Below are 20213 nucleotides of genomic sequence, written 5' to 3' on the forward strand. Positions count from 1 at the left end.
TTTATTGTACCGTTGACCCAGATTGTATTTAAGGGAGCTCCAAGCCGTTTTTTAAGGTCGGATGCCGTTACTTCTTTTGACTCTATTTTGGTGTGAATTGGTATTTTAATAATTTACCCGCCAGAAAAGTGTATTATTAAATCAATTTCAGTTTTGAAACCCCTGTTAGAGACTGAACATTAATAATATTCATCTCAGTATTTCCATTGAAGATTTCTGTAAAAATAATGTTTCAAAAAGGTACTCCCTCCAATCCCTCAATATTTTAAAATAATTTAAAATTTTTTATATGAAACATTTATTTAAGTACATTTTTTTTTTAGCAATCACTTCTTTCTCGGTTGCCTGTAGTTCGGACAATGATGATGTAATAGATACCAATCCTGACGTTACTTCTGTCTTCTACAAAAATGCAGATGAGCTGGCAGTCACTTATGACCCCAGTAATTCGGCAAGTCAAGCAATCAGAAATCAAGCTTATGACCTATATAAAAGAGGTAAATGGAGTGAACTGGAATCACTTTTTAAGGCTAATAATTTAAATGGCGGTTGGCCGCCTGCCAACGGAGGTTACAATATCGTTGATGATGTTCCTTTACAGGTTGGACAGAAATTCGACAGATACAGCGGAGCGGTTGGCAACTATACCGGCACCGGAGTTCCTACGTTAGGAGGAAGTTTTACAAGCCCTATTATCAATGGTTATACTTATACTTTTACCCAAAGAGCATTAAATCAACCGGAAGACAAGTACGATTTTTACTATGAAATTGATGTTTTGAATAGTTCCATGCAGTTCAAGACCCAAACCGCAGATATTATTCCTTGGTTCAGCCAGGCAGGAAAAGGAAAACAAACCATGTGGAAAATCCCTATCGACATCAACACGGGTTATCAGAAAACATGGAATAAGCTTGCAGAAGAAGGTTATATAAAGGTTACCATTAAGAAAACCCCTAGCGGAAAATATCCTAACTTAGTAGGCACAGTTATTCAGCCATAAATCTACCCAGATGTATTCAATATCAGAAAAAATAAACATTACCGAAAAAGCTTCTGTTGAAAAAAGTAACTTTATCAATGATGAAGCTCTTCCATCAGCCATAATAACTTACAGCTGCTGCTATTGCGGCCACAAAAATACAGTTGAAATCGTTCCCTATGAATCAGGATTTCCTATCTTTCAAGTATATAATGAAAATAAAGTACTTTCCAGAGAAGAATTATTAAAACACGGAATAGTAAACAAAACCTCTCAGAGAATGCTTCACTTTGGAGAATTGACAGTCAATGACCAACCAACATTATATTTTGGGACAGACTGTACTTCCTGCCATTCAAAATACATCTGTGTATTCAGCTATGGAGAAAAACAGCCGGGATTGATGATATTAAATATATCCGGCGTTTGGAAATATGAATAACTGAAATCATTTCTACCCATACAATAAAAGTCTACAGCCTGAAAGTTGTAGACTTTTATTAATTTAGCAGACAAACTAATTTAATCCGTGAAGCACATCTACCTATGAAAAAAATAACACTGTTTCTTTTTACCCTATACTTTGGATCAGCATTTTCACAAAAAACACTGGCTCAATATCCGGACGGCCAGTTTCCATACCAAGGAGGTTCCATCCAATTATTCTCAGACATGCAGAACTATTTCCTGAAAAGCGGCTCAAAACCATGTGATCAAAATGAGATGTATTTTGTAAGCCTAAAGATTGATGAGAATGGTAAACCTGCTTTAGTAAAGAAAAAGAGCGATGATCCTATTATAGAAAAGAACAAATGCGCTTTTACTCTTGTTGTCAAATCTTTAGGAAGCTTAAAAAACTGGCAGCCTGCAGAACAAAACGGACAGAAAGTTGCCGCTTATTTCGATTTTATGTTTCAGCCCAAAGATTTTTTTGAAAATTACAAACCCGATTACGATATTGTTAAATCATATCAGTCTGCTGCCATGCCCGGAGGGATGAAAGCATTTAGAAAAGATGTTCTTGAAAGCTTAAATAATTATTTGGATTGGGAAACTTACAACCTAAAAGGAACATTTCTTATATCCTTTTCAATAGATGAAAATGGAGACATCACCAATGTAGATCTTGAGCCCAAAGTAGAAAACAATAAAATTCTTCTTGAGGATGTAAAATTTGCTCTGAAAAAAATAAAAGGGAAGTGGAGTCCAGCAAAAAAGAATGGAACACAAGTAAAATCATGGTTTAGAATGCCTATTAACTTTAATTCGCAGGAATAAAATAAAAACAATAGACAGCCTGCGCTTTTGAGTCTCATATTTCACTCGTGTACATTTCACATTTTACAAATCCTTTTCTATCTTTGTGGGAAATAAAAAAATTCATGGATAAAATTGATAGTCTGAACCAAGTAGCAGAATTCCATACTACTTTCAAAGCCCCTATTTTAGATACCCCACAAATTCCTTCTCCGGAAAGATGCAATCTTAGAGTGGAGCTTTTACAGGAAGAATTAAACGAACTGAAACAAGCCATTGCAGATAATAATATTGTAGAAATTGCAGATGCATTGTGTGATCTTCAGTATGTTTTGAGTGGAGCTGTACTGGAATTCGGACTTGGCAACAAATTTGTAGAGCTATTCAACGAAGTTCAGCGCTCCAATATGTCGAAAGCATGTGATAATGAAGAACAGGCAAAGGAAACTGTTGAATTTTATAAAGAGAAGGAAGTAGAATCTTTTTATGAAAAGTCCGGAGAAAAATTCAATGTTTACAGACAGGCAGATCATAAAGTATTAAAAAACAAATATTACTCTCCTGCTGATTTAAAATCAATTATTGAAAAATAACATATGAAAAAATTTATTACCAATATTGTTGCCTTTTCAAGTTTATTTTTAGCTGCACAACAGTTTAGTGCTCAAAAAGTAGTAGTAAACCGTGAAGTTGAAACTCAGAAAGATGGCAAAATGCTTTTAGGAAACCAACTGAAAGAGCAATTTTTAAAAGCTCCTTATGCAGATTGGTATGTAAAAGAACATGATGAGTATGTTCTTGACCAAAAAGCCGTCAGTGAATTAAAAAAAGAGAAAATCGGGACTTATGATATTATTGTATTCATGGGAACCTGGTGTGAAGACAGCCACAGAGATTTTCCAAGACTGATGAAAATATTGGAAGCCGTAAGCTATCCGGAAAGTAAATTGAATATCATAGCAGTAAACCGTAAAAAAGAATCTCCTACCGGAGATGAAAGTCTTTACAATCTTCAAAAAGTTCCTACCATTATTCTGAAAAGATATGGAAAAGAAGTGGGAAGAATTATAGAAATGCCTACTACAGGATATATCGAGAGGGATTTAGTTGAAATTCTTAAAAAGAATGATTCGTCTGTCATCAAAGAAATTTTTAAATAGATTTGAGAAATTATAGAACAATATTATCCTTTGCAGCCGGTGCCGGTGCCATGGTCCTTCTGTTTTTTGGACTGAAGTCCTGCCTGAACCTTGGAAATAAAACTGAAAAATCGGATTATTATATCCTGACCAATCAGATTTCCAAGATGAATAAAATGGTAGTCATGGAGCAGAATACTTCCAGCATGCAGAAGACCAAAATGGGTTATGAAGTTTTTGGAAAAGAGATCTCCAGCAACAGCATTATAACTTATACAAAGACCAATGCACAGGTTTCTTATGACCTTAACAAAATGAAGATCGAAGTAGATTCTATCAATAAAAAATTGATTATCACTGAGCTTCCTGATGCAGACATAAGAATTACGCCAAGCGTTGAAATTCAGTCTTTGGATGATTCTTTTATTAACAGAATTTCAGAAAAAGATATTAAAAATGTTACCCAGAAAGCTAAAGAAACAGCCGAAAAATCAATTGATCAGAATCAGCTGAGAAGTGAAGGCCGCAAACAGCTGATGGAAAATCTTAATAATATCTTTGTTTTGGCTAAGGCTTTAAATTATGAAATAGAAGATAAAACAGGAAAAATTGGTATTTTAGGACTTTAAGGTTAAATATTTCCGTTTGGCAAACCCTTTGAATGATACTATCATATTGTTGAAATTTAAAATTCAAAGTCATGGATACAAAAGGAAACACCAAAAAGAAAGAATCTGCCAATACCGCAGAAACCCAAAAGCAAAACCAGGATTTCCCCAATATTCCTGCGGCATCACAAAAGACCAATCCGCCTGATATTGATAAAGAAGATGTTCAAAAGTCTTCAAAAAATAAATCAGGAAAAACGGATAATACCAAAAAATAAGAATAATATCCCTCACAGGTTTAAAAAATTGAAAAGTTCCGTCTCATATGAGGCGGAACTTTTCTTTCTAACTATCTAACTGAACTTTTTGTTTCTATACAATGGTAGATTTTCCGATCTTGATATTTTCAAAATTGTAATATGATTTCTCAGAATATCTGATATGGTCAGCGATAAAGCTTCCCACTTCACTCGTAGAGTAATATTGTTTGGTATTAAGATCAATGGTGACATACTTATTTTCAATAGCATGTTCTACAGATTGTCTCAATTTATCTGCTGCAGCCTTTACATTAAGATGATCCAGCATCATCGCCACACTTAAAATAGAAGCAATAGGATTGGCAATTCCTTTTCCTTTTGCCTGTGGATAAGATCCATGGATAGGCTCAAACAGGGCATTCTTCTCTCCTACCGAAGCAGATGGCAGCAGCCCGATAGAACCTCCGATCACACTTGCTTCATCCGAAATAATATCTCCAAACATATTTTCAGTCAGGATAACATCAAAATGTTTAGGATTAAGAATCAACTGCATGGCTGCATTATCTACAAACATATAATCAAGCTGTACATCCGGATATTCAGGGGCAATTTCCTGACAGATTTTTCTCCATAATCTTGAAGTATCCAGAACATTGGCTTTATCAATAAGGGTAAGTTTTTTCTTTCTTTTCTGAGCTTCCTGAAAGGCCATATGGGCGATAGGAATAATATCTTCACGGCTGTATTTGCAGATATCATAAGCATATGTTCCTTCCGGGTCTGTAAATTTTTCACCAAAATAAATTCCACTTACCAGCTCTCTGAAAATCTGGATATCCGCACCTTCGATAATTTCTCTTTTAAGCGGACTTTTATCAATTAATGATGCATATGTTTTCAAGGGGCGGATATTGGCAAACAACCCTAGTTCTTTACGTAGTTTCAATAATCCTTGTTCCGGTCTCACTTTCGCTTCCGGATTGTTATCAAAAACCGGATCCCCGATAGCTCCGAAAAGTACGGCATCAGATTCTTTACATATTTTCAACGTCTCCTCAGGCAAAGGATTTCCTGTCTTAAAAATAGCTTCTGCCCCGATCAATCCATAGTCAAAATGGAATTTACATTGAAAAGCTTCCGCAATAACATCTAATATTTTAATGCTTTCACTGATGATTTCCGGGCCAATCCCATCTCCGGGAAGAACCGCAATTTTAAAATAATTGTCGCTCATTTGCTTTTTGTGTTTTTAATTCAAATTCTGTGATCGCCTGTTTTCTGCTGATTAAAAAATCAATATCGTCATAGCCGTTTAACAGGCATATTTTTTTGTAAGAATCAATTTCGAAAGTTTCAGTGGTATCTTTAAAGCTTACAGACTGTAATTCCACATCAATGGCAATTTCATTGTCTGGATTTTCATTGATTCCTTCCAGGATTTCTTTTAAAAATTCTTCGGAAACCTTTACAGGAAGAAGCCCGTTATTTAAGGCATTTCCTTTAAAAATATCCGCAAAATAGCTGGAAATAATTACTTTGAAACCATAATCAGTTAATGACCACGCTGCATGTTCGCGGCTGCTTCCACATCCGAAATTGTTTCCTGCCACTAAAATTTCTCCACTGAATTTAGGGTTATTCAAAACAAAATCAGGATTCGGTTCTCCTGTATGAATATTGAACCTCCAGTCTCTGAACAGATTTTCTCCGAACCCTTTTCTGTCTATACTTTTCAGGAATCTTGCCGGAATAATCTGGTCTGTATCTATATTTTCTGCCGGCAACGGAACTGCGCGGGATTTTAAAACAACTAATTTTTGCATGTATTCTACATTGTTAGACTTTGAACCACAAAAGTTTTTTTCACTTCAGTTTACTTAAGAAAGAATAAAAAGAACCCATATAAGAAATTCGCATAAGAATGAAAATCAAAGATTTTCAAAAAGCTTAATTGCTCTTGTTATGCAAGCCAATGATAACTTCTTCTTACGTAAGCGTTACAACCTTTTGTGTCTTTGTGGTTTAAACATAATTTAAAATTACTTTTAGTTTACACTTTCAAAAGCTGAAATTTTACCTTCTATGGCTGCTTTTGCTGCGGTAAGCGGACTTGCAAGAATCGTTCTTGAACCTTGTCCCTGCCTGCCTTCAAAGTTTCTGTTGGAAGTGGAAACACAATATTCTCCTTCCGGAATTTTATCATCGTTCATTGCCAGACATGCTGAACATCCCGGCTGACGGATCTGAAACCCCGCCTCATTGAATATTTTATCCAACCCTTCCTCATAAATCTGTTTAACAACCTGTTGAGATCCGGGAACAATCAGTGCTTTTACAGCCTCAGATTTACTTTTTCCTTTAATATACTGAGCTGCAGAACGGAAATCTTCTATTCTTGCATTGGTACAGCTTCCTATGAAAACATAATTAACCTTGATGGTGTTAACGGCCTGTCCGGCTTCCAGTCCCATATATTTTAATGCCTTCTCTTCCGATTCATTTTGCGGTGCCGGAATCACTTCACGGATTGAAATTCCCATCCCCGGGTTGGTTCCGTAAGTAATCATTGGATAAATATCTGAAGCATCAAAGCTAAGTTCCTCATCAAATGCAGCTCCTTCATCTGTTTTCAGAGTGCTCCAATAGGCTACTTTCTCATTCCAGTCTTCTCCTTTGGGAGCAAATTTTCTCCCTTTTACATATTCAAAAGTAGTTTCATCAGGAGCAATCATTCCTCCTCTGGCTCCCATTTCAATACTCATATTACAGACAGTCATCCTTCCTTCCATCGACATTTCTTCGAACACATTTCCTGCATATTCACAGAAATATCCTGTTCCACCATCAGTTCCTATTTTTGAAATGATATAAAGAATAACATCTTTAGGCTGAACATTTTCATTCAGTGTACCATTAACGGTTATTCTCATGGATTTTGGTTTGTTAAGCAACAAACACTGGCTGGCAAACACCTGAGCCACTTGGCTGGTTCCAATCCCAAAAGCAATAGATCCAAATGCACCATGGGTAGAGGTATGGCTGTCTCCGCAAACAATACTCATTCCCGGCTGGGTAATCCCTAATTCCGGAGCGATGATGTGAACAATTCCCTGATATTGGTGTCCTAATCCGAAAAGTTCAATATTGTTTTTCTTACAGTTTTCCGTAAGCTGCTCTACCTGATTTCTTGAAAGTTCATCTTTAATAGGCTGTTCCTGGTGCAATGTAGGTACATTGTGATCCGCAGTGGCTACAATCTGTTCCGGCCTGAATATTTCCAGATTTCTGGATTCAAGTTCCGCAAAAGCCTGAGGGCTGGTTACCTCATGAATAAGATGTTTGTCTATATAAATGATCTGAGGTCCATCAGGAATGGTTTCTACCACGTGAGCGTCCCAAACTTTATCAAAAAGTGTCTTTTTACTATTGTTCATTTTTACTTTATCTTGATTTAAATCAAACCTATCCTATTTTTCTACTGAAAGAATCCATCATCAGGTTCAGATCATCATTTCCTATTTCTTTTTTAAGGTCAGCAATTTTCAAAAACTCCTGATACAGATAATCCAATTCATTTTTGGTAACCTCATATCCGATATGTTTGAAACGGTAAGCCAATGCTGAACGTCCGCTTCTTGCTGTAAGAATAATGGAAGAGGCATTCACACCTACTTCCGCAGGATCAATGATTTCATAAGTTTCTCTGTTTTTAATCACACCATCCTGATGAATTCCTGAGCTGTGAGCAAAAGCATTAGCTCCTACGATGGCTTTGTTTGGCTGTACAGACATTCCCATCAGATCAGATACCATTACACTCATTTCATTTAACATCCTTGAATTCACATCCGTATGCAGATTCAAGTCTTTATGCTGTTTTAAAATCATGACGACTTCTTCCAACGCTGTATTCCCTGCTCGTTCTCCCAATCCGTTGATGGTACATTCAATCTGACGTGCCCCATTGATGGCTCCGGCAATAGAATTGGCAGTCGCCAGCCCAAGATCATTGTGACAATGGCATGAAAGCACCGCTTTTTCAATTCCTTTTACGTTTTCTCTCAGATATTTTATTTTCTGACCATACTCTTCCGGTAAGCAATATCCTGTGGTATCAGGAATATTAAGAACAGTTGCTCCTGCTTTGATCACCGCTTCACAAACTCTTGCCAGATACTCATTATCTGTTCTTCCGGCATCTTCAGCATAAAATTCAACGTCCTCCACATATGTTTTCGCATATCTTACTGCATCAGCAGCCCTTTCAATAATATCTTCTCTTGTGGAGTTGAATTTGTATTTAATATGGGAATCAGAGGTTCCGATTCCTGTATGGATTCTTGGTTTCTTTGCCAACTTCAGCGCTTCTGCTGCTACATCAATATCTTTTTTGTTCGCTCTTGTGAGTCCGCATACCTTCGCATTTTTCACCAGTTTTGAAATTTCTGAAACCGATTCAAAATCTCCGGGACTGGAAATTGGAAATCCTGCCTCGATAATATCAATCCCTAATTCATCAAGCCTTTCAGCAATAATCAGTTTTTGTTCCGTATTCAGTTTGCATCCCGGAACCTGTTCCCCATCTCTCAGTGTCGTATCAAAAATTTCGATTTTTTCGGAATTCATAAGTGAAGTTTTTTACTTAATTTTGGCTCAAAACTACAGCTTGCGATATTTTTTTATTTTCACTTTTTTTGAAAATTACAATATTCAACAGCTTAAAAAACAATTGTATTTATTTATTAATCAATAATTTAATTCTCAAAAATTTACAATGGCAGAATTGCAGAAAGATTTTTTGTTTGTATTGGTAAAGTCATTGACCACCTCTGAAAAAAGACAGTTTAAGTTATACGTAAACCGTCTCGGAATTAATGTAGATGCTAAATTTCTTCTGCTGTTTTCTGAAATGGACAAGATGAAAGAATATGATGAAAGCATTATCATTGAAAAAAAAATTTCCACCAAGCAGCAGCTTTCCAACCTTAAAGCCCACCTTTATAAACAGATTCTGGTAAGTCTTCGTATGAACCCAAGTCACCAGAATTACAGAATCCAGCTTCGTGAGCAATTGGATTTTGCAAACATTCTGTATCAGAAAGGTCTTTATAAGCAGGCTTTAAAGATATTGGACAAGACCAAGCAGACAGCATTGGAACTGGATGAGAAAAGTATCGCGTCGGAAATTATAGACCTTGAAAAAGTAATTGAATCACAATTTATTACACGAAGTATTGAAGGCCGTGCCGAAGAGCTTATCAAGCAGTCTCAGGAGATCAGTAAACAAAACCGTTATACAACTAAATTATCCAATCTTTCCCTGAAATTATACAGTGAGATGCTTACTCATGGTTATGTAAAAAATGATGCAGACCGACAGGAAGTGCTGGACGTTTTTAACTCCGAAATTAAAAATATCAACCCTGAGAAACTGAATTTCACGGAAAAACTATGGTATTACAAAGCCCATGTCTGGAAAAACCAGCTTTTACAGGACTACAAATACACACTGAAATATGCCTATCAATGGGTAGATCTTTTTCATAAAAAGCCTGAGATGATCTACAGCCATCCTGTATGGTATATTAAAGGGAATACGTATCTGCTGAAAATCTTGTTTTTATATGGAAATATTGATATTCTGGAAGAACATTTTCAGAATTTCAATAAAATGGTACACGCGGAGAATTTTGTTCAGAATGAGAACCTTCAGTCTCTTATTTTTCTTACGCATTACAATACACTGATGAATATTCACTTTGTAAAAGGAGAATTCTTCACAGGAACCAAGCTTATTCCTGAAGTGGAATTAAAAATGGAAAAACTCAGAGAAAGGATTGATGAGCACCATTTTATGATTCTGTACCTTAAAATGGCAGCCATGTTTTTTGGAAGTAAAATGTTTGAAAAATCCATTGAATATTCTATGAGAGTTATAGAATCCAAAGGAAATGTACAGGAAGATCTTTTGTTTCATACCAGAATTCTGATTTTAATGGCCAAATATGAGTCGGGAAATGATGAAGACTATGATGAATTTATTGCCTCTACTTTAAAGTTTGCCAGGAAAATGAAAAAACCGGAAGAGTTCCATTTTGAAAGCATTCAGTTTTTTAAGAACCTTAATAATCAGGTACTGGATCAAAGACAGAAAGCATTTGAAAGCTTTGATAAAAAGCTGGAAGAATTTTCTAATAATGAATATTATCGTCGTTCATTATTCTATATTGATATCCATGGATGGATTAAATCTAAAGTGCAAAATGTTGACGTGATTGAGATTATCAAGCAGAAAGTAAAGTACAAAAGAAAACATTAAATAAAATTACATAAAATACTATTTTAAAATACTTTATCATATTTTATTTAATGTAAAATTGAATACTAAAAAACAGATAATTTCTTTTAAATATAATCTCCCGCAGATTTAGCTGATTTCACCAATTACATAAGAAACCGGATTAATTTGCTAAATCTGAGAGAGCATAAAATCATCTTATATTCTGTTTTATTTATACAGATGCTCTATAAAATTTAAAGCATTTTTATGGCTGATCTTTTCTACCAATTCGGAAGAAAAGCGCTTTTCAATTTCTTTGTTGATGGAATTAAAAGCAGATGCATCATCATATCCTTCAAAAAAGAAAGGATGACGGGATTTGTCCGGATGGTTTTTGCAAAAGAAAAAATCAGCACCATAGGCAATAAAATCTTCTCCTCCTAAATCAAGGCCATGCTGAATATGTTCATATAGTACCTCAGGATTTTTCTCATCAATACAATTGCGGATAAAATTGAGTCCTATTAATCCTTTTCTTTTAATAACTTCTTTTGCCAGTTCATCAGGAAGGTTTCTTTTTTTGTCATGTACAGATCTATAGTTAGAATGACTTGCCATAACAGGGATTTTATAATTTTTTTGGTCTATATAATTAAGAATTCCATAGGCAAGCTGATCACTGGTATGAGCCAGATCAATGGCAATATTTTTTTCTGAAAAGTAATCAAGCAGAACTTTTCCATCCTCTTTCAGTCCAACATCAGAATTGTTTCCTCCTCCAAAGCGGTTTTCAGTATGATGGGTTATTCCGAGATAAAGAATTCGCTGTGTTTTTTCAATGATCGCTTCCAGATTTTTAAAGCCAGATTCTAAGGTTTCATCTTCACTACAAAAGCCAGATGCGTTTTCAATAGAAGCAATAACCCCTACTTTGCCTGTATTATCGGTATTTTTATAGTTTTCCCCTTCAAATAAGAAAAAGTTTTCATTTTGCAGGAGACTTGAAAATATTTCGCTCTGTTTAGCACCGTAAACAGTACTATTTTCACCTGTTGCTGAGTATATAGCCATCACCTGAAGCTTCACATTTCCTTCTTTTAAATAAGGAAGTGAACAACCAAGTTCTTTATCATCAATTAATGAGCCCGGCTCAAGTAAATAACATAATAAGTCGCAGTGCAAATCTACATTTATCGTATTCATATTGAATTGTAATTTGTTTGTTTTTAGATATTTTCGAAAAGAAAATGAGCTTTACTACTAAGAAAATAAATACCCGGAAATTCTGAAGTATTTTTCTGGGATAAAGTGAATATGAGCCAAAAACCACCCTCGTCTTTTTCATTTTTAATATTAATTCTCATTCTAAATATATGCTAATATAGTATTTTATCTAAAAATTCCGTATTTTTGCCTCTTAAAATTTCTTAGTAAACAATGATAAAAATTACACTTCCAGACAATAGTGTCAAAGAATTCGAAGGAGCAGTGACTCCTCTAGATGTGGCAAAATCTATAAGCGAGGGATTGGCTAGAAACACCATTTCCGCAATTGTTAATGACAAACAAGTAGAAACGACCACACCTATAACCACGGATTCTACGGTGCAGCTTTTGACCTGGAATGATGATCTTGGAAAGAAGGCTTTCTGGCACTCTTCTGCCCACCTTTTGGCGCAGGCAATCCTTGAGTTTTATCCTAATGCTAAGTTGACGATCGGTCCTGCCATTGAAAGCGGATTCTACTATGACGTGGATTTCGGGGATGAAAGCTTATCTGAAAAAGATTTTGAAAAGATTGAGAAAAAGATCTTAGAAAATGCGAAGAAAGGTTCTACTTTCTCTCTATACCCGGTTTCTAAAGAAGATGCTTTAAAAACGTATGCAGACAATCCGTATAAAGTTGAATTGATCTCTAATCTTAATGATGGAGAAATCACTTTTGTAACGCACGATAACTTCACAGATTTATGTCGTGGTGGTCATATCCCGAATACAGGAATCGTAAAAGCGGTTAAAATATTAAATGCAGCAGGAGCTTATTGGAGAGGTAATGAAAAGAACCCTCAATTAACAAGAGTATACGGTATTTCTTTCCCTAAACAGAAAGATCTTACAGAATATCTTGAAAGATTGGAAGAAGCTAAAAGAAGAGACCACAGAAAATTAGGTAAAGAACTTGGAATTTTCGCATTCTCTGAAAAAGTAGGTGCCGGTTTACCACTTTGGTTGCCAAAAGGTACTGCTTTAAGAAGAAAACTGGAAAATTTCCTTTCTGATGCTCAGAAAAAAGGAGGTTATGAATTCGTAATGTCTCCACACATCGGAGCTAAAGAATTATATGTCACTTCAGGACACTGGGATAAGTATGGGGAAGATAGCTTCCAGCCGATTAAAACGCCTAATGAAGGAGAAGAATTCTTACTGAAGCCAATGAACTGTCCTCACCACTGTGAAATCTACAAGACATCACAATGGAGCTACAGAGATTTACCAAAAAGATATGCAGAATTCGGTACTGTTTACAGATATGAGCAAAGTGGAGAGCTTCACGGATTAACAAGAGTTCGTGGATTTACTCAGGATGACGCTCACCTTTTCTGTACTCCGGATCAGCTTTCTGAAGAATTTGAAAAAGTAATTGATTTAACGCTTTATGTGTTCAAATCTTTAGGTTTTGAAGATTTTGTAACTCAGGTTTCATTAAGAGATCCTGAAAACAAACAAAAATATATCGGTTCTGATGAAAACTGGGAGAAAGCAGAAAGTGCGATCATCAATGCAGCTCAGAAGAAAGGTTTAAAAACAGTAGTAGAATACGGAGAAGCGGCATTCTACGGTCCTAAACTTGACTTCATGGTGAAAGATGCTTTAGGAAGAAAATGGCAGCTGGGAACTATCCAGGTGGATTATAACTTACCGGAAAGATTTGATCTTCATTATATTGGAAATGATAATGAAAAACACAGACCGGTAATGATTCACAGAGCTCCTTTCGGTTCTATGGAACGTTTTATTGCTATTTTGCTGGAAAATACTGCAGGTGATTTCCCATTATGGCTAAGCCCGGATCAGTTTATTATTCTACCAATCAGTGAAAAATATGTAGATTATTCAAAAAAAGTTTCACAATTTTTGGAAAATCACGATATTAGCGGTCAGATTGATGACAGAAACGAGAAGACAGGTAAAAAGATCCGTGATGCTGAATTGAATAAAATTCCTTTCATGCTTGTAGTAGGAGAAAATGAAGAAAATGAAGGCACGATTTCTGTAAGAAGACGTGGAGAAGGAGATCTTGGAGTAATGAAGATGGAGGATTTCGTTGCTTACTTTAAAAAAGAAGCAGCCATATAAATTTAAAATTAAAAGATTGAAGGATTTAAAAATTAACAAAATCCTTCAATTTTAAATATTTAAATCAATTAAATTAAGTAATTAACCAATAAAATTATAATACAATAGCACAAAGATTTAACAACAGGGGCCCACAGAGACGTCCGGTACAAGAGGACTTACACTTGATCAACGATAAAATTCGTGTGAGAGAGCTTCGTTTAGTGGGCGATAACGTAGAGCCAGGAATTTACCCAATTGACAAAGCAAGACAAATTGCTGCGGAACAAGAATTGGATTTAGTAGTAATTTCTGACAAGGCAGAACCATTTATTGCAAGAGTATTGGAATATAAGAAATTCTTATACGAGCAAAAGAAAAAACAGAAGGAACTTAAAGCTAAGCAGGTAAAAGTGGTAGTAAAAGAGATCCGTTTCGGACCTCAGACTGACGATCACGATTACGAATTCAAAAAGAAGCATGCTGAAAAATTCCTTGAAGAAGGTTCTAAATTAAAAACCTACGTATTTTTTAAAGGACGTTCGATTATCTTTAAGGATCAGGGAGAAATTTTGCTTTTAAAACTTGCTCAGGAATTGGAGCACGTGGGTAAAGTAGACCAGCTTCCTAAACTTGAAGGAAAAAGGATGATTATGATGATGAGTCCAAAAAAACCAGCAAAATAATTAAGTCATTATTTTATATAAAGAAACCTCAAAGTAATTTGAGGTTTTTTTATGCTTATATTTCAAAACAAAACTGTCCCGGACTACTCTATTGTTTACCCTTCAAAATCTCCACAATCATGTTCTGTGAAAAGAGGCAAAGCTTTTTTGGTAGTAAAATATTTTGATATTCTTTTGTTCTTTAACTCCAGTTTTTTGCCTTCTATCATGAGTTCGTAAACGGGTGCTTTATCTATTTGAGTTAAAATATAGGTTCTCTCCGGTGTTGCAAAAATAGTTTTACTTCCTTCATTAGAGAATGAAAAATCACTAATTTCAAAAGTGTCTTTTTCATCACAAACATTGGTCCATCTGATCTGATTCTTTGCTATAGAAAGACTTGCCAAATCGCATGAATAGCAGTTTCCCGAAAACTCTATGCCAAATTTTTCATACACATCTGTACTCTTACTATTCAATACATCAATAGGAACCAATGTTGAATAATCAGTTGGTATTTCTACTGGTTCCGGATCATTCTTCACTGGTTTCGATTTAGATGCTACAACGTCTTTTTTGGTGCCCGGAGAAATATTTGTTTCTACTTTTTTGTCTGTAGCGGGTGAACAGGATGCTAATAAAGCAGTCACAACTGAAAGGCTGATTATTAAGTTTTTCATTTTTTATAAAGTGAATTACAATATTGGTTTTATCGTTTTGTAAAATTCTCCAAAATCCATCGTTCAATATATCCCTGTTTTCAGCCATTTATTCCCTATATCAGAAGGTTTTGTTGGCTACAGACCTGAATACAGATACATTTGCGGAAAAATATAAAATGAAAATCTTTCCAATCTTTATATCATCCGTGATAGTTCTTGCAGGATGTAATCAACAGAATAAAACATCGGACGCAGATAAAACAACAACTGAAATTAAGCAAAAAAAAATAACACTGGCTGATTTCAAAAAAATAAAAGGAGTTGATAATGTTCTGGATGTACCCTTTCAATTATTCACCAAGCTGGATTCTATACAGTTTTTTGTCACTCCAAGTAAAGAGGCAGCCCATTTGAAAATGGCCTATAATAAACTCGATAATTACTATGGATTTGAAGAGTTTGAGGACTTTTATTCTATTCACTACAGTATTAATAACAATATTTCGAATAGCATTGAAGCTTTTGTCCTGAAATCAGAATTTACACCAGCATTTGAACTTACTTTAAATGGTGTGGATCTTTATGAGATCAGAAGCAGCACATATAAGGAATCTGGTGATTTTAAGAACAAATCTTTTAAGAAATTCGGTACCATTGCTGAGATTTCAGAACAGGAATTTAAAGCCAGCTCAAAAAACAGAATCGATGAAACCTTGGTAAAGAATCCGAATATAACGCTGCAGAATGACAACTGGGTATACAAAGAAAATGGCAGAGATGAAGTGATTACCCAACATGAAAATATATCTACAGAAACCGGACCGCTTGCGAATGAATATGTAGGGCGATCTCCTTACTTAAACCTGGAGGTTTTCAAAGAAAATTCTGACGAAGCTGCAGATTCTTTTTACTCTTTCTACCAAATAAAAAATGCCGTTATGTTTGAACTGGGTACAGATGGTTATCCCCAAATTCTCCCTACGAAAGGCTGGGTTACCTTTGTCTCCTCCAATAATGATGTGGGAAGTGATTTTCTTATTTCTCAATATTTTCCACAAACGAAAAAACAGGATAATCTTTTATATGTGAATTTCACCAACTTCAAAATAGCAGACGAAAAAAAGGCATTCTGGACAGCTAATGATACCTTTTATGCGGAAGTTTATCCCCTTAATTCCGCTTCATCCAATGGTAAAAATCAAAAAACGGCTTATATAAAAATACAGTTGAAGGCTGATCTGTTTTAGAAAATATTTTTTGAAGAGCAAGAATGTAACTGAAATTTGGAATAAGATCAAAAACCCCTGAAATCAGCCAGTGCGTATGGGTATAAAGTCCAATATCTTTGCTGCAATTATTTAAAGAGATACAATGAAAAAATTAAGTTTGACCCTCCTTTTTAGTTTATTAAGTTTTATGACTTTCGCACAATCGTTAAAAGTTGTGATTAAACAGGATGGAAAAGTAATTCAGCCTGTCAATGATGTTTATGAACTGAAAAAATCCCCTTTTCTATTTGAGATTACCTCTAACAATCTGGAAGGCTTTTTAGTGGGAGCCACCACAAATAAAGATATTTATGCCGGAGCACTGGGACTTTTGAACACTGAGGTTCCGTGGTTTCAGAATACAGGCATGGCGGAGGAATTGTATAACAAGGACAAAGAAATGTTTTTAATGGATTCTGCACCTTCTTACTGGTATTATACAGATGCAAAAGACCATAGATTTGATAAAAACCCTAAAGGCAACGCAAAACAATGGACAGCTACACGTACTATTACAAGGTTTTATGATATTATGATGGATCAGCCTATCAATCTGAAGGATTTTGACGGCAGGGTTTTCCTATTAATGTATCAACCCGAATATAATGATGAGTATGATTTAATAGGAAAGAAAAACCTGTTCCAGGCTGCACTCAAATTCAAAGATTAATAATTACACCTAATTTTAAATTTATATAAAAAAGGTCTGCTTTGCGATGTAAGCAGACCTTTTTGCTGGTTGAATATTTATTCGATAATTAAGCCGTATTCTATGGCTAATTTTATGGCTGAACTCAGATTAGAAGTCTGAAATTTTTCAATAAGATTCTTTCTGTGGCTTTCTACGGTATGTGGACTGATGAAAAGCTTTTCCGCCATTTGATTGGTTGTTAACCCCTTTGAGGCTTCAGCCAGAATTTCTTTTTCTCTTCGCGTTAATTTCGGAACATGGTTTAATCCATCCGTTGATTTTTTCTCCAAAACAGACTTCGTTTGAGAGCATAAAAACCTGTTCCCGGCATATACAGCAGTAATTCCTTCCAGGATTTCGGAAACTGAGGCATTCTTTTGAATATATCCCAAAGCCCCTTCAGCCAGGGTACTGTTAATTACGGGCAGTTCATTGTGAACACTCAGTATAATAATCTGGAGGCTGCCGTATTTTTTCTTTAAGGGTTTAATCAGTTCAATGCTGTTGGTATCTACCAGATTGATGTCCAGCAATAAAATGTCGACCTCTTGTTTTGCAAGACCGGTATTCATCTCAGAAACGTTTCTGAAGCAATCTACTACATCTATCGTATCACTATTTCCTAAAATATTCTTCAACCCTTCTAATAGAAGTGGATGATCATCTGTTATGGCTACTTTTATCATGTTTAATAAATAGGGATTTGAAGTTCTATACTGGTGCCAATATTCAATTCAGAAGTGATATTCATGGTTCCTTTTAGAAATTGGACTCTTAGTTCTATATTATGAAAACCCGCTGTTTTTCTGGCATTTAATCCTGCGGGATCAAAACCTTTACCATTGTCTTCTACGGTAAGGTTTAATAGATTTTCTTCTTCGCTTATCTGAATAATAATTTCAGATGTATTGGCATGTTTTATCGCATTGTTGACCAATTCCTGAATGATCCTGTAAATAATCAATTGCTTTTCCTTCGAAATGGAATTACTGTAATTGATAAACTCAGTGTGAATGTCTAATGCATTATTGGATATACGGGAGGCAAATTCCTTAATCGCAACTTCCAGACCATATTTTGTTAATAAATCCGGCATTAAATTATGCGCTACCCTTCTTAGTTCTTCCATAGCGCCATCAATCTGCTCAATTGATTTTGAAATTCCCTCCTCTATATTTTCGGACTGATAAGGATTTAAATAAGACAATTGATGTTTCGTTCCTGAAAGCAGGCCTCCTAATCCGTCATGAAGATCACGGGCAAGACGACCACGCTCCTGTTCCTGCCCTTCAAGCAATGCGGTAAGCGTAGATATTTTTGAGTTTTGTTTCTCTTGTTCCATAGCCAAAGCATGCAGTTCATCTCTTCTCTTAATAGACTTTGCCCGTTGTTGATAAGCATACAGCAATAAGAGGATTAAAATAATAAAGAAGATGATAAAGAAGATATAATAAGTATTGATCTTCTCTTTGAATGCCAGTAACTTTTTAAAGGTATTAATATCGTTGTTCTTCTGTTGGGTTTCCAGTTTTGCCAACCGAAGCTGCTGTTCTTTTTTCTCGGATTCAAGTTCTGAAAACTTCAGTCGTTCACGTTGGTTTTCTTCTACCAGTTTTAAGTTGTTATATACCTGCTCGCGCTGTGCCCGAAGGATGTTGATCAACTTAATTTCCTGTGCTTTTTTGTCGCTTTCCAGCTGTAACTTGATATATTTCTGTTCCTGGCGTTCTTTATCAAACTGGGATTCTAATCTTTTGGTAATATCCAGTTTTTCCTGGTCATAAACACTTTTGTATTTATCTACATAACTTTTATAATAAGTGATTGCTTCCTGGTAATTCCCCTGTTCTTCGCTAATTCTGGATAACGATTCAAGAATAGATAATTCAATATTATGATCTCGCACCGGACTTTTCCCAATTTCCATAGAGGCTTTTAGAAAATAAGACTTCGCTAAATCATAATTTTTATCCTGTAAGGCTAATTCTGCCAGAATTCCAAATGATGAAGCAATATGAATAGGATCGCCTATTTCCAGACTCACATTGTTGGCTAAGCTGGCATACTGTATTGCTTTATCTCTATCAAATTCAGTATACAAATTGGCTAAATTAATCGCTGCATAGGAAAGACTGCTCCTGTTAAGCATCCTGTCTTTATTTTTATTAAAAGTTGTTATAGCCTGCAGATAATATTGCTCTGTTTTATCTCTCAGCTCCGTATTGGATGGGGTTTGCGTATATTTTTGTTCATACACATACCCCATTCTCATATAGGCATCGAAGATCAGATTTGGGTCATTTTGTTTGGATGCCAGCAACAAAAACTGCTTACTATACTTCTCTTCCAGCTGGTATTCATTGAGGTTAGAATAAATCGTGGACAGTTCTTTGGCTGTATTTCCAAATCTCCCATACAATGTAGAGGTTGTTGGCGAATTTTCATAATATTCAATCGCTTTTAAATACGCAGTAACGGCATCAGTTGTTTTATTATTGCGGATCAGAATCCAGCCTTTTGCGTAATTAAAATAGCCTTTAGCCTCATTATTATTCGTTTTTAAACTATATGCCTTTGCCATGTCAAGACTTTTTGAAGACTCAGCTGTTTTATTATCCAGCCGATAATTCATGGCTTGCACCGCGTATAATATGGTGGCATATTTTCCATCTGTTTGCTTTGCAGCAAGAGAAATGTTGGTGGCTAAAATCTGGTAAGACTTAGGTTTGAGGTTATGAAAAAATAAGGCGGTCGCATATTTGGGAGCCAGATTAAGCTGTTCATTCGTATTGTTTGAGGCATGGCTGTATTCCCTTTCTAATCTGCTCAAAACATCCTGTGCCTGAGTAAAAAACGGACAAACCAACAAAGTAAATATAAATAATAACCTGTACATCAAACCCTTATCTTTATTAAGTTGCATTATAGTAAAGAACATAAATATAAGTAAATACCTGCTAATCGATTTAGCTTGTATTCTTACCACGAAAAATACTTTATATCTGTGTTGATGTTAGATTCATATTTTTGTTGCTAAATAGCTTTCGCATTATACTTTTACA

General features: G+C 35.4%; 20 protein-coding genes. 12 read left to right on the plus strand and 8 right to left on the minus strand.

Annotated elements, in window-relative coordinates:
- Positions 1-289 precede the first annotated feature (289 nt).
- The 7 genes from REB14_RS18575 (at position 290) to REB14_RS18605 (ending at position 4264) form a co-directional block, all read left to right on the plus strand.
- The gene (locus REB14_RS18575; RefSeq protein WP_079241615.1) at positions 290-1003 is read left to right on the plus strand and encodes a glycohydrolase toxin TNT-related protein; all 714 of its coding nucleotides are present in this window, start codon (positions 290-292) and stop codon (positions 1001-1003) included.
- Positions 1004-1013: 10 nt separating this feature from the next.
- On the plus strand, positions 1014-1424 hold the full coding sequence (locus REB14_RS18580; RefSeq protein ID WP_079241614.1) for a hypothetical protein: 411 nt from the start codon (positions 1014-1016) through the stop codon (positions 1422-1424).
- Positions 1425-1528: 104 nt separating this feature from the next.
- Positions 1529-2260 (plus strand): energy transducer TonB, encoded by a 732-nt coding sequence (locus tag REB14_RS18585; RefSeq protein WP_309522941.1) that lies wholly within the window; start codon positions 1529-1531, stop codon positions 2258-2260.
- A gap of 104 nt (positions 2261-2364) precedes the next feature.
- Positions 2365-2832: a pyrophosphohydrolase domain-containing protein gene (locus tag REB14_RS18590; protein ID WP_034694493.1), complete on the plus strand. Its 468-nt coding sequence runs from the start codon at positions 2365-2367 to the stop codon at positions 2830-2832.
- Positions 2833-2835: 3 nt separating this feature from the next.
- Positions 2836-3399: a TlpA family protein disulfide reductase gene (locus tag REB14_RS18595; RefSeq protein ID WP_309522942.1), complete on the plus strand. Its 564-nt coding sequence runs from the start codon at positions 2836-2838 to the stop codon at positions 3397-3399.
- A gap of 2 nt (positions 3400-3401) precedes the next feature.
- Complete coding sequence (locus REB14_RS18600; protein ID WP_079241611.1) at positions 3402-4007, plus strand: DUF4230 domain-containing protein; 606 nt, start codon at positions 3402-3404, stop codon at positions 4005-4007.
- 71 nt (positions 4008-4078) lie between these two features.
- The gene (locus REB14_RS18605) at positions 4079-4264 is read left to right on the plus strand and encodes a hypothetical protein (RefSeq protein ID WP_079241610.1); all 186 of its coding nucleotides are present in this window, start codon (positions 4079-4081) and stop codon (positions 4262-4264) included.
- A 94-nt stretch (positions 4265-4358) separates the two neighbouring features.
- Here the strand turns inward: REB14_RS18605 and leuB are convergent, their stop codons facing one another.
- The 4 genes from leuB to REB14_RS18625 form a co-directional block, all read right to left on the minus strand.
- A complete protein-coding gene (gene leuB / locus REB14_RS18610) occupies positions 4359-5483 on the minus strand; it encodes a 3-isopropylmalate dehydrogenase (RefSeq protein ID WP_309522943.1) in 1125 nt (374 codons plus the stop codon).
- Positions 5464-6072, minus strand: coding sequence for a 3-isopropylmalate dehydratase small subunit (gene leuD, locus REB14_RS18615; protein WP_309522944.1), 609 nt, complete (start codon positions 6070-6072; stop codon positions 5464-5466). The genes leuB and leuD overlap by 20 nt, the downstream gene beginning before the upstream one ends.
- A 222-nt stretch (positions 6073-6294) precedes the next feature.
- Positions 6295-7683, minus strand: coding sequence for a 3-isopropylmalate dehydratase large subunit (leuC, locus tag REB14_RS18620; protein WP_309522945.1), 1389 nt, complete (start codon positions 7681-7683; stop codon positions 6295-6297).
- Between the two features lie 28 nt (positions 7684-7711).
- A complete protein-coding gene (locus tag REB14_RS18625) occupies positions 7712-8875 on the minus strand; it encodes a 2-isopropylmalate synthase (RefSeq protein ID WP_309522946.1) in 1164 nt (387 codons plus the stop codon).
- A 148-nt stretch (positions 8876-9023) separates the two neighbouring features.
- Between REB14_RS18625 and REB14_RS18630 the strand changes: the two genes are divergently transcribed.
- Positions 9024-10568, plus strand: a complete 1545-nt coding sequence (locus REB14_RS18630; protein ID WP_079241605.1) for a hypothetical protein — start codon at positions 9024-9026, stop codon at positions 10566-10568.
- A 189-nt stretch (positions 10569-10757) separates the two neighbouring features.
- Here REB14_RS18630 and REB14_RS18635 read toward each other — a convergent pair whose 3' ends face one another.
- On the minus strand, positions 10758-11732 hold the full coding sequence (locus REB14_RS18635; RefSeq protein WP_079241604.1) for a dipeptidase: 975 nt from the start codon (positions 11730-11732) through the stop codon (positions 10758-10760).
- Positions 11733-11966: 234 nt separating this feature from the next.
- Between REB14_RS18635 and thrS the strand changes: the two genes are divergently transcribed.
- Both thrS and infC read left to right on the plus strand, forming a co-directional pair.
- The gene (gene thrS / locus REB14_RS18640; protein WP_079241603.1) at positions 11967-13886 is read left to right on the plus strand and encodes a threonine--tRNA ligase; all 1920 of its coding nucleotides are present in this window, start codon (positions 11967-11969) and stop codon (positions 13884-13886) included.
- Positions 13887-14050: 164 nt separating this feature from the next.
- Entirely contained in the window at positions 14051-14551 is a 501-nt protein-coding gene (infC, locus tag REB14_RS18645; protein ID WP_027372223.1) for a translation initiation factor IF-3, read from the plus strand.
- A gap of 95 nt (positions 14552-14646) precedes the next feature.
- Here the strand turns inward: infC and REB14_RS18650 are convergent, their stop codons facing one another.
- The gene (locus REB14_RS18650) at positions 14647-15210 is read right to left on the minus strand and encodes a hypothetical protein (RefSeq protein ID WP_079241602.1); all 564 of its coding nucleotides are present in this window, start codon (positions 15208-15210) and stop codon (positions 14647-14649) included.
- 158 nt (positions 15211-15368) lie between these two features.
- Between REB14_RS18650 and REB14_RS18655 the strand changes: the two genes are divergently transcribed.
- Together REB14_RS18655 and REB14_RS18660 are read left to right on the plus strand one after the other, a co-directional pair.
- Complete coding sequence (locus tag REB14_RS18655; protein WP_309522947.1) at positions 15369-16439, plus strand: resolvase; 1071 nt, start codon at positions 15369-15371, stop codon at positions 16437-16439.
- Between the two features lie 124 nt (positions 16440-16563).
- On the plus strand, positions 16564-17130 hold the full coding sequence (locus REB14_RS18660) for a hypothetical protein (RefSeq protein ID WP_079241601.1): 567 nt from the start codon (positions 16564-16566) through the stop codon (positions 17128-17130).
- A 77-nt stretch (positions 17131-17207) separates the two neighbouring features.
- Here REB14_RS18660 and REB14_RS18665 read toward each other — a convergent pair whose 3' ends face one another.
- Both REB14_RS18665 and REB14_RS18670 read right to left on the minus strand, forming a co-directional pair.
- Complete coding sequence (locus REB14_RS18665; protein ID WP_309522948.1) at positions 17208-17837, minus strand: response regulator; 630 nt, start codon at positions 17835-17837, stop codon at positions 17208-17210.
- Positions 17838-17839: 2 nt separating this feature from the next.
- Positions 17840-20047 (minus strand): ATP-binding protein, encoded by a 2208-nt coding sequence (locus tag REB14_RS18670; protein WP_309522949.1) that lies wholly within the window; start codon positions 20045-20047, stop codon positions 17840-17842.
- Between the last annotated feature and the right edge of the window lie 166 nt (positions 20048-20213).

Origin of the sequence: Chryseobacterium metallicongregator, assembly GCF_031324065.1 — a bacterium.
Taxonomy (GTDB): domain Bacteria; phylum Bacteroidota; class Bacteroidia; order Flavobacteriales; family Weeksellaceae; genus Chryseobacterium; species Chryseobacterium metallicongregator.